Source organism: Amycolatopsis sp. WGS_07, assembly GCF_045278895.1.
Taxonomy (GTDB): Bacteria; Actinomycetota; Actinomycetes; order Mycobacteriales; family Pseudonocardiaceae; genus Amycolatopsis.
The window spans coordinates 2,950,978-2,963,781 of record NZ_CP136053.1 but is presented as its reverse complement, the minus strand read 5'-3'; the positions used below and the strand labels follow the sequence as shown (position 1 = coordinate 2,963,781).

At 68.6% G+C, this 12,804-nt stretch carries 13 protein-coding genes; 4 read left to right on the top strand and 9 right to left on the bottom strand.

Features of this window, described 5'->3' with window-relative positions:
* Nucleotides 1–170: 170 nt before the first annotated feature.
* Nucleotides 171–1,061, bottom strand: a complete 891-nt coding sequence (locus RPX00_RS13910; protein ID WP_406639934.1) for a phosphotransferase family protein — start codon at nt 1,059–1,061, stop codon at nt 171–173.
* 16 nt (nt 1,062–1,077) lie between these two features.
* Complete coding sequence (locus RPX00_RS13905; RefSeq protein ID WP_406639933.1) at nt 1,078–2,385, bottom strand: tetratricopeptide repeat protein; 1,308 nt, start codon at nt 2,383–2,385, stop codon at nt 1,078–1,080.
* A 420-nt stretch (nt 2,386–2,805) separates the two neighbouring features.
* Between RPX00_RS13905 and RPX00_RS13900 the strand changes: the two genes are divergently transcribed.
* Complete coding sequence (locus RPX00_RS13900) at nt 2,806–3,165, top strand: hypothetical protein (protein ID WP_116205318.1); 360 nt, start codon at nt 2,806–2,808, stop codon at nt 3,163–3,165.
* A 14-nt stretch (nt 3,166–3,179) separates the two neighbouring features.
* Nucleotides 3,180–3,599: a hypothetical protein gene (locus RPX00_RS13895; RefSeq protein WP_406639932.1), complete on the top strand. Its 420-nt coding sequence runs from the start codon at nt 3,180–3,182 to the stop codon at nt 3,597–3,599.
* Between the two features lie 718 nt (nt 3,600–4,317).
* Here the strand turns inward: RPX00_RS13895 and RPX00_RS13890 are convergent.
* Genes RPX00_RS13890 through RPX00_RS13875 form a run of 4 tightly spaced genes read right to left on the bottom strand, consistent with a single transcriptional unit; the run spans nt 4,318 to nt 7,805 of the window.
* The gene (locus RPX00_RS13890) at nt 4,318–4,728 is read right to left on the bottom strand and encodes a carboxymuconolactone decarboxylase family protein (RefSeq protein ID WP_406639931.1); all 411 of its coding nucleotides are present in this window, start codon (nt 4,726–4,728) and stop codon (nt 4,318–4,320) included.
* Nucleotides 4,725–5,189, bottom strand: coding sequence for a MerR family transcriptional regulator (locus RPX00_RS13885; RefSeq protein WP_406639930.1), 465 nt, complete (start codon nt 5,187–5,189; stop codon nt 4,725–4,727). The genes RPX00_RS13890 and RPX00_RS13885 overlap by 4 nt, the downstream gene beginning before the upstream one ends.
* 41 nt (nt 5,190–5,230) lie before the next feature.
* On the bottom strand, nt 5,231–6,490 hold the full coding sequence (locus RPX00_RS13880; RefSeq protein ID WP_406639929.1) for an MFS transporter: 1,260 nt from the start codon (nt 6,488–6,490) through the stop codon (nt 5,231–5,233).
* A complete protein-coding gene (locus tag RPX00_RS13875; RefSeq protein ID WP_406639928.1) occupies nt 6,483–7,805 on the bottom strand; it encodes a GH1 family beta-glucosidase in 1,323 nt (440 codons plus the stop codon). The genes RPX00_RS13880 and RPX00_RS13875 overlap by 8 nt, the downstream gene beginning before the upstream one ends.
* 114 nt (nt 7,806–7,919) lie before the next feature.
* Here RPX00_RS13875 and RPX00_RS13870 point away from each other — a divergent pair, with 114 nt between their 5' ends.
* Nucleotides 7,920–8,579 carry a TetR/AcrR family transcriptional regulator gene (locus RPX00_RS13870; protein WP_378308808.1) on the top strand — a complete coding sequence of 220 codons (660 nt, stop codon included), beginning with the start codon at nt 7,920–7,922 and terminating at the stop codon, nt 8,577–8,579.
* Nucleotides 8,580–8,584: 5 nt separating this feature from the next.
* Here RPX00_RS13870 and RPX00_RS13865 read toward each other — a convergent pair whose 3' ends face one another.
* On the bottom strand, nt 8,585–9,772 hold the full coding sequence (locus RPX00_RS13865; protein ID WP_406639927.1) for an amino acid deaminase/aldolase: 1,188 nt from the start codon (nt 9,770–9,772) through the stop codon (nt 8,585–8,587).
* A gap of 99 nt (nt 9,773–9,871) precedes the next feature.
* On the opposite strand from RPX00_RS13865, the gene RPX00_RS13860 reads away from it, so the two are divergent.
* Nucleotides 9,872–11,173: a D-arabinono-1,4-lactone oxidase gene (locus tag RPX00_RS13860; RefSeq protein ID WP_406639926.1), complete on the top strand. Its 1,302-nt coding sequence runs from the start codon at nt 9,872–9,874 to the stop codon at nt 11,171–11,173.
* Here RPX00_RS13860 and RPX00_RS13855 read toward each other — a convergent pair whose 3' ends face one another.
* Nucleotides 11,174–12,118, bottom strand: a complete 945-nt coding sequence (locus RPX00_RS13855) for a ribose-phosphate diphosphokinase (RefSeq protein ID WP_406639925.1) — start codon at nt 12,116–12,118, stop codon at nt 11,174–11,176.
* Entirely contained in the window at nt 12,118–12,768 is a 651-nt protein-coding gene (locus RPX00_RS13850) for an SDR family oxidoreductase (RefSeq protein ID WP_406639924.1), read from the bottom strand. The genes RPX00_RS13855 and RPX00_RS13850 overlap by 1 nt, the downstream gene beginning before the upstream one ends.
* Nucleotides 12,769–12,804 lie beyond the last annotated feature (36 nt).

Below are 12,804 nucleotides of genomic sequence, written 5' to 3'. Positions count from 1 at the left end.
CGGCCGAAGTGACGGCGGGTAGCCGCAACTTGCACAATGGGACTAGCACTACGCTAAGTAGGGCGACCCGCCGGACCGAATTATCGCTGCGCAGCGATACGACATCAGCCATCGACGGGAAAGCGGCGAACGGTCATCTGCAGTCGGCGAATGCACGTGCAGAATGCCGTTCAGCGGTATCTCGTCCAGGCGGTGGCCGTCCGCCCGGCACGCAGGTCCGCTAACCGGCGGCGCAATTCGGCTCGTACCGGCGGATGACTGCGCAGAATCGGCAGCACGCTGGTCGTCAGCTTCAGCTCCCGCACCGCCCGGAGCACCGAAAACCCTGGCCACGCGGTCACATCGAAACCGTAAGCCGACGCGAACTCCGCATATCGGGCAGGCGGGTCACCGAACCGTTCGCGGCCGACGGCCAGCGGCGTCAGATCCCATTCCGGCGGACCGACGCACGAGGAATCGAAATCGCACAGCACCGGGCCGTCTGGGCCGGGCAGCACGTTCCCCGGATGCGCGTCGCCGTGCACGAATCCCCTGGCCAGCGGGAAATCCAGGGTGTCGAGCCGGTCTTGCACCTCGGCGCAGCGCTCCAGCAGGAACCGCTGGTCGTCGTCGGAAAGTTCCTCCGCGTCGGCCACCCTCGCCTCGACCGAACGCAGCGGTTCCCACGCGGGCAGCCCGTCCGGCGGCGGCAGCGCGTGCACCCGGCGCAGCAAACCGGCCAGGTCGGCAGGCGTCGGCGCGGGTCCGGACAGCGGGACCAGATCCCACACCGTCACCAGATGTCCTTGCACGTCAAGCGGTTGCTCGACCCCGGAAAGCAGCCGGACCGCGGGCACGTCGTGCCGGGCGAAATGCTCGGCGACGCGCACGACCGTGCCGACGCGGTGACGCAGTTTGGTGGAGCCGACGATCCGGACGACGACCGGTGCGCCGTTCAGCGCGAAAACCGCGTTGTTGGTGAATCGCAGCAGGCGCGCGCCCGCCGGATCGAGGCCGAGCCGAGCGCACGTGGCGACCAGCACCCGGTGCAGTTTCGCAAGGGTGAACCTGCCTTCGGGCAAGGCGGATCCGGTCGGCTCAGGCCGCGTAGAAAATCTTGAGCCGGTCGGCGAGGTCACGGGCGTCCGGGTTGTTGCTCCGCCGCTCGGCCTCCGCCTGCAGCGGCCGCATCCGGTCCTTGACCCGCGCGGATTTGATGCTTTCCGCGCATTCGATGGCCTTGCCGCCGATCTTCACGCCGTGGTCGATATCGCCCTCGAGCAGGTGGTTCGTGGCGAGCGCGCTGAGCATGAACGCCTTGCTGCGCGCCATGTCGTCGGTGTAGGCGTCGACCGCGCGGCTCAGCGCCGGGATCGCGTACTTCGTGTGCTCGGGGTTCTTCATCGCCAGCACGGTGTGCACGGTGCCGGTCATCGCGTAGACGTCGGTCTCGTTGAAGAATTTGACCCACGATTCGGCCTTGGCCAGGTCGGCGCGCGCGAATTCGTCCTTGCACCGGCCGAGCAGCTTCACCGATTGTTCCTCGTTGCCCATCATCGCGTAGGCCCACGCCTCGTTGGCGCAGAGCACGGCGACGGCCAGCTCGGAACCGGATTCCTGCGCGGCGATCTGGCCGAGCTGGAACAGTTTCAGCGCGTCGTTCGCGGCGTCCTGGTGCAGGTAGACCCGGCCCATCCGGTAGAGCACGTTCGCCACCAGATGGTGGTCGCCGCCCTGTTTGGCCAGGTCGAGCGCCTGCGCGAAATGGCCGCGGGCGGAGTCCATGAGACCGGTGTCGAACGACGTCCACCCGGCGAGGCTGTGCAGGTCGGCGATCGCGGTGAACAGCCGCTGTTTCACCGGATCGGCCGCACTGGAGTCGAGCATCTGCTGTCCCCAGGACAGCTGCGCGACGACCGCGTCGCGGCAGAATCCGCCGCCGTACTGGTAATCGAGCGCGCGCAACGCTCTGGTCGCCGCCTCGACCTGGCGCACGTCGGTCGTCCCGATGCGCCCGGGGGCGGGAGTGCGCGCGGGCGCCTCCGACCACGTGCCGGATTCCGGACCGAACACCGCCGCACCCATCGTGACCTGGGCGGCGTGCGCGAGGAACCTCCGTCGCTTCACGGACTCGTCCTCCTCAGCCTGCCGGCCGTCGGACGCGCCGACGACCCGTATCGCCGTGGTCTCGTCGTAAGCGAGACCCATGTATCCACGGGGGACACCCAGGCCGTCGGCGATTCTCGTGAGCACGTCGTAGGCCATGACCTGGCGACCCTTGAGGATCTCCGACACCTCGGACTGCGACTGGCCGGTCATCGCGGCGATCTGGCGCTGCGATACTCCGTGTTTGCGCAACAGCCGGTACACGGCGCTGACCTCGCGGGCGGCGAGCGCCTCCCGCATCTCGGGCTGTTCCCAGGCGTCGGCCGGAACCGGACTGCCTGACCGGGCGTCTGCGTGAGAGACTCCGGAACCACTGCCAGCACTGGCATCCATTGCCACTGCGCCCCCTCACCGTCTCGTGGGCGTCTGATCAGCACCCTAAGCACACGCGAGAACCTTGTGAAACGCGCGACCAGCGGGGTTGATCGGCAGGGCCGAACTCCGCTGACCGCTTACCGTGGAACGCGGTCCGGTCACCGCTATGACGCGGTTTCGACCTTCTCTCGCACCCGGTTTCACTTCACTGTAGTTGCCAGATCTCCGTCACCGCCCGGACACCCGCAGCGATCACGGAGAGCGATGGACCCGACGACACAGATCTGCCGGGACAGGTGCATCCCGCAAGATGCGCCGCCCGGGACGACAAAGCGTGGAGGGACAGTGGAGTTCGTGGATTCGCTCGGTGGAGGACAAGCCGGGACCGCGGTGCGGTCCGTTCGGCCAGCCGCACCGGGAATCGCCACGGCACGTCCGGTGCCGCCTACTGTCGCTTCCGCCGTCGCCGCCTCGGTGTCCGCCGACCCGCGTACCGCGGGCGTGCGGCATTTCGAGGGCGGCCAGGTCGTGTGGCGCGTGCAATGCGGAGATCTCATCAGCCGCGAGCGCGCCGTGACGGTGTTCGTCGAGGACGACGAGGTAGTGGTGGTATCGCCCCCTGGCGAGACCGCCCGGCTCACGTCCGGACAGCTCGGCCAGCTCCGGGCCGCGCTCAACGAAGCCGCCACTATGGCGGAAAGGTGACGGTGAGTTTCTCCATGGATCAGGTTCTCGGTCAGGTTCTCCGCAACGCGGTGTGGGAGCGCCTCGACATGCTGTCCGACCTGGCGGAACGCGCCGACGCCCCGTCGCTGGTCTCGGTCGCCCGCTCGGAACTGCCCCGGCTCGCCGAGGGCTGGCGAGCGATGCTGCAGGCCCACGAGCCCGACGAGCGCGGCGACTGCCCCACCTGCTCGACCCGCTGGCACCGCTGCAAGGCCCCGTGCTCGGTGTGGCAGGTGGCGCACGAACACCTGGTCGCCGGCGGTCTGGCCCCGCAGGCCCTGTCCGCGGCCGGCCACCGCTCCACCCGCCGCCGCGCCGTGCCCGCCGTCCCCGGCCAGAACCGGCGAGCCGAATCCCCCGCGGAGACCACCGGCAGGCACGCACTGGTGAAACCGCGTCCGGTCACCGCCTAGCCCCTCGGGAGTGGTGTTTCCGGGCGGAGCACCACTCCCGACCCCCCGACTGGCGAGCGAGCGACCGTTCCCGGACGCCCCATCCGGACAGGTTCGCCGGCACCCTCGCCCGGCCGAGGGTTGGTCCGTCCGTCCCCCCGAGCGAGACGGACCGCCCTCGGCCACCCCAGCTCTCGTAACGCGATTAATCGAAAAATGTCCCGCAGAACACCTAGCGAACGCAGTAATCGGACGCTAGGTTGAAGATCATCGCACCGGCTCCCCAGCCGGTCGCGACCCAGAACTCCGCGGGCCGGTGCCGTTGCACTCCCCTCCCCCGACCGGCACCGGCCCGCGGTTCCACTTCCGAGGCCGTGAGGGTTCCCCTCACGGCTTTTTGCGGCTGAAGTTTCGGACGAGAGTGGCCCCTCACGGGACTTGGATTCCATGCCCCGGGACGGCACGGTCGACGCGACTCCTGCCAGGACCAGCGCGAGCGACGGGTTTTGTCGTCTGTGAGGGGACCCCTGACGGACTCAGATTCCCTCAAGGAGTCCTTCACGGACCAAAACCGCCACCGATGCACCCACCCATCGAGGCACCCAGCCCACCCCCGCACCCCGATACGAAGCCGCCCTGCGCTCGGCGGGTGTTTGTCAAGGCATCTTTCCCGCCTTGACAAACACCCGCCGAGCGTCAGCACACTTGGGCTTCGGGGTGCCCCACGCCACCACTTTCTTTAAACCGCAGCATCCCGCTCAGCAAACACCTCCCGAGCAACAAACGTAGCGTTCAACGCCCGCGGAAACCCGACATAAACCGCCGCATGCAAAAGCGCCTCGACAACCTCATCTCGGCTGATCCCGACATTCAACGCAGCCCCGATATGCACCTTCAACTGCGGCTCACACCCCCCGAGCGCAGTCAACATCCCCAACGTCACCAACTGCCGGCTACGCGGATCGAGCCCCGGCCGGTCATAAATATCCCCAAACGAAAACGCCGCCACATGATGCCCCAGCGCAGGGGAAATATCCGCAAGAGACTCGATAACCGCCTCCCCTGCCTCCCCGTCGATCCGGGACAGCACCTCAAGCCCATGCTTACGCCGGGCAACATTCTCCGGGCTGTCGATGTCAAACTGGCTCACGGCAGGGGTCCTTCCCGATAAGTAGCGATCTTGTACTCGGTAGCAGCGAGAGAAAGCTGAAGCTGAGCGATCTGCGCCCGCAAGGTGTCCCGATGTTCGAGCAGAATCTCCACCCGCTCCGGCACACTTTCCGCACCGGAATCGACCAGCTCGATATACCGCCGCAAATCGCTGATCGACATTCCGGACGTGCGCATGCGCATCAGAAACACGAGACGGCGGACCGCCGCGGCGTCGTAAACCCGATGCCCGGCGCTGTCGCGGCCGACCTCGACCAGTCCGATCCGCTCGTAATACCGCAACGTATGCGGATTCAGCCCGAGATGCTCCGCGGTCGTGGCGATGTCCCACTCGTTCGCGTCGTCATCCCGGGCCAGCTCCCGCAACGCCTCGACCGACACCCCGCCCGGCGGGTCCACCGCCAGCCGCAGGGCCTCGCTCAGCGCGTCTTCCTTCTCCATGCCGAAGACGCTAAGCCTGTGAGCGCGCTCAAACGCAAGCGCTAACCCACCGACCGCACTCGGGTCACCAAAACCCCGGCCACGAGCGTCGCCGCCGCGGAGGCCGCGAACAGGCCCGGATACCCGCCCAGCCAGTGCAGGATCAACGTCGTGAGCAGCGGCGCGACCACCTGCGGCAGCGAGTTCGCGATGTTGACCACGCCGAGGTCCTTCGCCCGGTTCTGCGCCGCGGGCAGCACCTGGGTCAGCATCGCCAGCGCGACCGCCATGTACGTCCCGAACCCGACGCCCAGCAACGGCGACGCCACCAAGGCCACCGGCCAGCTCTGCCAGATCACCAGCAGCAACGCGGCCAGGGCCATGATCGCGGCCGAGCCGAGGACGTAGGGCTTGCGTTTGCCGGACTTGTCCGAGAAGTGCCCGGCCAGCACCGCGCCGATCACCAGCGCCACGCCGTACAGGCCCATCATGATCAGGAGCCCGTTGTCCGGATCGGGGTAATGCACCGCGTCCTTGAGGAAGAACAGCAGGTAGAGGGTCCCGAACGCGTTGCCGAGGTTGATCATGAAGTGGCAGCCCCAGGCCCACGCGAAGTCCGGATGCCGGCGCGGCGAGACCCACAGGTCGGCGAGGATTTCGCGGATCCGGCCGCTGGGGCGGAACTCCAGTGGAAGCCGGGCGTCCGGGGTGCGCAGCACGAACGCGGCGGTGCCGGCGAGCACGATCGCCGCGCAGGCCGCGTAGCCGAGCGGGAGTCCGGCGAGGTCGAGCATCACCACGACCACCACCGCGCCCAGCACGGTGCCGAGCATCTGCGCGATGCCGACCAGCCCGCCGACCTGCGCGCGCTGGCCGACCGGGACCCGGTCGGCGATGCCGGACATCAGCGTCGCGAGCATGCCGTTGAGCCCGGCCTGCACGAGACACCAGCCGATCGTCATCACGACGACGTTCGGGGCCTCGGCCAGCACCAGCAGCCCGGCCGCGCCGATCGCGCCGCCCGCGACGGTCCACGGATGCCGTCGGCCAAAACGCGAGCAGGTGCGGTCCGAGAGCAGGCCGATCGCCGGGTTCGCGACCAGCGCGACCGCCGCGCCGATGCCGGTCACGACGCCGAACACGGTTTCCTTGTTCGCGGCGTCGAGCAGTTCGGCCTGCTGGGGAAGCAAAACCTGGATCGGGGCGTAAATCCCCAGCCACAGCGCGATGTTCGCGAGCGTCAGCAGCGTCATCCACCCGGCGCGGACGCGTTTGACCGGTTCGGCGAAGACCTCCGGGACAGCGGCGGCGGTGTCACTCATGGCGAACCAGTTTCCGGTACCAGGCGAAGGAATCCTTGGGCGTGCGGCGCTGCGTCTCGTAATCCACGTGGACGAGTCCGAATCGGGGTGCGTATCCCTTGGACCATTCGAAGTTGTCCAGCAGCGACCAGACGAAGTATCCGCGGACGTCCACCCCGGCGTCCATCGCCTCGCGCAGGGCCTGCAGGTGGCTGGCGAGGAAGTCGACGCGTTCGGGATCGGGAACAGTGCCGTCGGCGGCCGGTTCGTCGGCGAAGCTGCAGCCGTTTTCGGTGATCTGGATGGGCGGCAGGTGCTCGCGGTAGCGCTCGTGGAAGGACACCAGCAGTTCGCGCAGCGCCTGCGGGGCGATCGGCGAATCGTTGGTGGTCATGGGATAACCCTCGATCGGGCGCAGTTCGAAGGGCAGCGGGTTGCCCTCGCCGGGCGCGGTGACGCCTTGGGGTTCGTAGTAGTTGACGCCGTAGAAGTCGAGCGGCTGCGCGATCGTGGCCAGGTCGTCGGCGAAGTTGTCCGGCAGGTGCGGGTGGACCTGTTCCGGGTAACTGCCGAGCAGCATCGGGTCGGCGAAGGTGCGGTTGATCAGCGCGTCGAGCCAGGCGGCGGCTTCGCGGTCGGCGGGGGTGTCGTGGTCGGGCCAGATCGGCGAGTGGTTGTTCGCGGTGCCGATGCCGGTCGCGCCCGCCGCGCGCAGTGCTTGCACGGCCAGGCCGTGCGCGAGGTTCTGGTGATGCGCGGTCGGGAGGGCGTCGAGCAGCAGGAACTGGCCGGGCGCGTACTCGCCGATGCCGTAGCCGTAGATCGACATGACCATCGGCTCGTTGAGCGGGATCCAGAGTTTCGCCCGATCGGCGAAATGCTCCCCCACGATCGTGGCGTAATCTGCGAAGCGGAGTGCGGTGTCGCGCGACAGCCAGCCGCCGGCGTCCTCGATCGCCTGCGGCGTGTCCCAGTGGTACAGCGTGATCGCCGGTGCGATTCCGGCCGCGCAGACCTCGTCGATCAGCTTGTCGTAGAAGGCGAGGCCCTCCGCGTTGGGTTTGCCGGTGCCGTCCGGCTGGATCCGCGGCCAGGCGATCGACATCCGGTACGCGCCGACGCCGAGTTCCGCCATCAGTGCGATGTCGTCGGAGTAGCGGTGGTAGTGGTCGGCCGCTACCTTGGCGTCCTCGCCCCGGGCGATTTTGCCTTCGGTGGCGGTGAATGTGTCCCAGATGGACGGTCCGCGGCCGCCTTCGGCCGTCGCCCCCTCGATCTGGAACGCCGAGGTCGAGACACCCCACAGGAAACCGGGCGGGAAGGTCGGATGGTCCACGCTGAGCACCCCAAACTTTCGGCCACCCCCGAGGGTGAACGTGAAAATTTCTCATATGCTACGTCGTCACTCTTCTCGGGGGAAGCCCCCGGGGACGCTAAAGTCCCAGATCAGATGAGTGATTCGCGAGAGACTCCGAGGAACGACGTGGCCGAGACCCAGGCTGAACCCACTCCGCTCCGGCGAAAGCCGGTTCAGCAACGCAGCGCCCGGCGCGTGGAACAGATGCTGGACGCGAGCGCCGTGCTCATTGACGAACTGGGCTACGACGCGCTCACCACCACGCTCATCGCCAAACGCGCGGGCGTGGCGGTCGGGTCGCTGTACCAGTTCTTCCCGGACAAACGCGCGGTCGTGCAGGCGCTGACGCAGCGGAACCTGGAACGGTTCGTGGCCGCGGTGAACGAGCGGCTGCAGGAGCTGAGCCCCGAGCACTGGTGGAACATCGTCGACTCGGTGCTGGACATCTACCTGCGGATGCACCGCGAGGTCCCGGGGTTCTCGAAGGTCCACTTCGGAGACGTCATCGACGTGCGGCTGCTGGCCGACGACCGCGACAACAACTCGGTCATCGCCGATTCGCTGGTCGAAATCCTGCGCGGGCACGTCGACCGGCCCGCCGACGAACTCCGCTTCGCCATCGCGATCGCCAACGAGACCGCCGACGCGCTGCTGAAGCTCGCCTTCCGCCGCGATCCGAACGGCGACGAGCGGATCGTCGCCGAGGCGAAGCACGTGGTGAAGGGTTATCTGGCAAGCAAATTCGGGGACTAGACCGCTCAGCCGAAGCTGTGCCCCTCGCCGCGGTAGGTCGGGACGGTTCGTTCGACCTGGCTGCCGCGGACGAGGTGGTACTGCAGGAAGCGTTCGGCCAGTTCGCCGGCTTTCGCGTGCCGCAGCCAGACCCGGTCGCCGAGCCTCAGGGTGCGCGCGGCCTCGCCGGTCACCGGTGTCTGGACCTCGCCAGCGCCTTCAAAACCGAGCAGGCGCAGGCCTTCCGGCAGGTAGGGCGACGGTTCGCGCGACGGGCCGGTGGGGCCGGAGGCGATGTATCCGCCGGAAAACAGCGTCGCGACGTTCTTGGACGGGCGACGCACCACCGGCAGCGCGAACAGCGCGGCCGGGCGCGGTTGGAAGTGCGAGTAGCCGTCGAACAGCGTCGGCGCGAGGAAACCGGATCCGGCGGCGATCTCGGTGACCACGTCTTCCGCACGGGTCGTTTCGATGCTTCCAGTGCCGCCGCCGTTGACGAACTCCAGATCGGCGACCTCGCGCACGGCACGCACCGCAGCGCTCCGGCGGCGAGCCAGCTCGGCCGCGGAACGGCGTTGCATCCAGCCGATCACCCGGTTTTGCAGGCCACGCCCGGCGGCGTCGCCGAGGCCGGCGATCTGGCCTTCGTACGCCATCATCCCAACCAGTTGAAAGCCCGGCCGCGCCACGATCTGGCGAGCGACCGCGGCCGCTTGCCCCGGTTTGAACACCGGCGAGCGCCGCGTGCCGACGTGAACGCCAGGCAGCGGACGCCACGACGCGTCGAGTTCCAGGCACACGCGGATGTCCGGGTGACCGTGGCCGAGCGCGGCGTCGACGAGGTCGAGGTGTTCGGTCGAATCGACCATGATCGTGACCGCCGCGCGGGCGCGCTCGCTTCCGGCCAGCCGGCGCAGCGCCTCGTGGTCGGCGGTCGGGTAGGCGACCACGATGTCGTCGGAAGTGCCCAGCTCAGCGTGCCAAACGGCCTCGGCGAGCGAGTAGCACATCAGGCCCTCGAAGCCGTCGCGCGCGAGCGCTCGTTCCAGCAGCGCGCGGCAGCGCACGGACTTGCTGACCACCCGGATCGGCTTGCCCGCGGCCCGGCGCAGCAGGTCATCGGCGTTGGCGTCGAAGGCGTCCAGGTCGACGATCGCGAGCGGCGGATCCAGGTCCTTCGTCGCGAGGTCGTACCCGTGCGCTGAGGTGGTCACGCACTCACGGTACGACAACAACGCTTGAAACGCGAATACTATTCACTTACGGTTTCGGGATCTATCGTGGGAACCTTCCAGCGAAGAACAGGTGCCGCAATGACGTGGAGCAACTGGGCCGGTACGGCCAAGGCCAGCCCGCAGCGGGTGCACCGGCCGCGCAGCGCGGCCGAGATCGCCGAGGTCGTGGCCGGGGTTTCCGGGGCGGGGCGGCGGGTGCGCGCGTGGGGCAGCGGGCATTCGTTCACCGCGATCGCCGCCGCGGATTCCGACGCGCTGGACCTGACCGGGTGGACCGGCATCGAACGCGCCGACCTGGAAACGCAGCAGGTCACCGTCCGTTCCGGCACCACGCTGCGCGCCCTGAACGCGGCGCTGGACGCGCTCGGGCTCGCGATGACGAACCTGGGCGACATCGACGCGCAGACCGTCGCCGGCGCGATTTCCACCGGCACGCACGGCACCGGCGCGCGCTTCGGCGGGATCTCCACGCAGGTCGTCGCGCTGGAACTCGTGCTCGCGGACGGTTCGGTGGCCCGCTGCTCGGCTGGCGAGCGCCCGGAACTGTTCCACGCCGCGCGCGTCGGCCTGGGCGCGCTGGGCGTGATCACCACCGTGACCCTGCAGTGCGAACCGTCCTTCGCGCTCTCCGCGCAGGAACGCCCGGAGCCGCTGGAGCAGGTCCTCGACGGCTTCGACGACAACGCCGCGAACAACGACCACTTCGAGTTCTACTGGTTCCCCTACGGCAGCAAGGCCCTGGTGAAACGCAACAACCGCCTCCCGCTGCACGCCGAGCGGAAACCGCTGTCGCGGCTGCGCCGGTTCGTCGACTACGAACTCACCGAGAACGTCGCCTTCGGCGGGCTCTGCCGGCTCGGCCGCGCGGTGCCGAAGCTGGTGCGGCCGCTCGGCTCGTTCGCCTCGCAGGTGTCCTCGCCGCGCGAGTACAGCGACCTGTCGCACCGGGTTTTCGTGACCCACCGCGGGGTCCGGTTCGTGGAATCGGAGTACGCGGTGCCGCGCGAATCCGTGCTCGACGTGCTGGCCGAACTGCGCGGACTGGTGCCGCGGCTGAAAGACCCGGTCGCGTTCCCGGTCGAGGTGCGCGTCGCCGCGGCCGACGACATCTGGCTGTCCACCGCCCACGGCCGCGACTCCGCCTACATCGCGATCCACCAGTTCCTCGGCATGCCCTACCGCGAATACTTCGCCGCGTTCGAGAACCTCGCCGGCCAGGTCGGCGGACGACCGCACTGGGGCAAAATGCACGACCTCGACGCCACCGTGCTACGCACCCGCTACCCGCACTTCGACGACTTCCTCCGCATCCGCAAGGAATGCGACCCCGCCGGAACCTTCGCCAACACCTACCTCGACCGGGTACTCGGCACCGCGTGATCAGTTCGGTTCGAACAGCGAGCTGACCGACTCTCCATTGTGGATTCGCCGCATCGCCTCGGCCAGTGCCGGGGCGATGGACAGAATCCGCAGCTTCTCCGTGCGTTCCTCGACCGGCACCGGCACGGTGTTCGTGCAGACGATCTCCAGCACGTCCTCCTGGCCGCCGATCCGTTTCAAAGCACCGTCGGCGAACAGCCCGTGCGTGCACGCCACCCGGATCGACCGCGCGCCCATCTCCCGCAGCCGGTCCAGCAGTTCCAGCACCGTGCTGCCGCGCGCGATCTCGTCGTCCAGCACGATGATGTCGCGGCCGGCGATCTCGCCGATCACCGACGTGATCTCGACCCGATCGTCGGCGAAGCGCTGTTTGGCCCCGGCCGCGACCTTCGTGCCGAGCAGCCGGGCGAAGTGCGCGGCTTCCTTGGCATTGCCCAAATCCGGCGACACGACCGTGGTTTCCGAGAGGTCGTACTGCCGGAAGTACCGGGCCAGCTCGCGCAGCGCGTGCAGGTGGTCGACCGGCACGCTGAAGAACCCGTGCACCTGCGGCGAATGCAGCGTCATGGTGAGCACCCGGTTCGCGCCCGCGGTGACCATCAAGTCCGCGACCAGCCTGCCGCCGATGGAGATCCGCGGCGCGTCCTTCTTGTCCGAGCGTGCGTACGAATAGTGCGGCATCACGACGGTGGTGCGTGCGGCCGAGGCGCCGCGAGCCGCGTCGAGCATCAGCAGCAGCTCGACCAGATGTTCCTGCACCGGTTTGACCAGCGGCTGGATCAGGAAGACGTCCCGCTCGCGGCAGTTGGCCTGGAGCTGGACCTGCAGGCAGTCGTTGGCGAACCGGTCGATTTCCACTGGCAGCAGCGGAACGCCGAGGTTGGCGCAGATCTCCTCGGCCAGCTCGGGGTGCGCGCTGCCGCTGAAAACCGCGATGTCGCGCATCAGATCCGGGACAGCGCGTCGGCGATGGAGTCCTCGCCGGAGACCAGCTCCAGCGTGCGCCCGGCCGTCGCCGGAGTGTCGAGCAGCGCCAGCAGCACCGCGGCGACGTCCTCGCGCGGGATCTCCGCGGTCCCGGTCTTCTCCGCGATCCTCACCCGGCCGGTGCCGGAAGCGTTGGTGAGGCGGCCGGGGCGCAGGATCGTCCAGTCGAGGTCGCGGGCCTTGAGGTCTTCCTCGGCGGCGCGCTTGGCCCGCAGGTAGGCGGCGAAAACCGGGTCGTGGCCGGGGTCGTCGGCCTTGTCCGCGTTGATCGAACCGACCTGGATGAACCGGCGCACGCCCGCCCGCTGCGCGGCGTCGGCGAACAGCACGGCCGCGCCGCGGTCGACGGTGTCCTTGCGGCCCTCGCCGCTGCCCGGGCCCGCGCCCGCGGAGAACACCGCGGCGTCCGCGCCTTCGAGCGCCTTGGCGACCGCGTCCACATCGGACTTTTCGAGATCGAGCACGACGGTCTCGGCACCGGCCGCGGTGAGGTCCGGTTCGTGATCCGGGTTGCGAACGATGCCGACCGGCGCGTCGTGCCGCTGCGCGAGCAGCTTTTCCAGGTGCAGGGCGATCTGGCCGTGTCCGCCAGCAATGACGACTCGCATGGGCCCGACTCTATCGCCGCGCGGAAGCCGACGCCG

What these genes read in the sequence shown, in the direction of transcription:
- RPX00_RS13855 (WP_406639925.1), bottom strand. Translation starts at nt 12,118, where the DNA reads ATGCGCGACATCGCGGTTTTCAGCGGCAGCGCGCACCCCGAGCTGGCC.
- RPX00_RS13850 (WP_406639924.1), bottom strand. Translation starts at nt 12,768, where the DNA reads ATGCGAGTCGTCATTGCTGGCGGACACGGCCAGATCGCCCTGCACCTG.
- RPX00_RS13905 (WP_406639933.1), bottom strand. Translation starts at nt 2,385, where the DNA reads ATGCGGGAGGCGCTCGCCGCCCGCGAGGTCAGCGCCGTGTACCGGCTG.
- RPX00_RS13895 (WP_406639932.1), top strand. Translation starts at nt 3,180, where the DNA reads ATGGATCAGGTTCTCGGTCAGGTTCTCCGCAACGCGGTGTGGGAGCGC.
- RPX00_RS13880 (WP_406639929.1), bottom strand. Translation starts at nt 6,490, where the DNA reads ATGAGTGACACCGCCGCCGCTGTCCCGGAGGTCTTCGCCGAACCGGTC.
- RPX00_RS13870 (WP_378308808.1), top strand. Translation starts at nt 7,920, where the DNA reads ATGAGTGATTCGCGAGAGACTCCGAGGAACGACGTGGCCGAGACCCAG.
- RPX00_RS13860 (WP_406639926.1), top strand. Translation starts at nt 9,872, where the DNA reads ATGACGTGGAGCAACTGGGCCGGTACGGCCAAGGCCAGCCCGCAGCGG.
- RPX00_RS13885 (WP_406639930.1), bottom strand. Translation starts at nt 5,189, where the DNA reads ATGGAGAAGGAAGACGCGCTGAGCGAGGCCCTGCGGCTGGCGGTGGAC.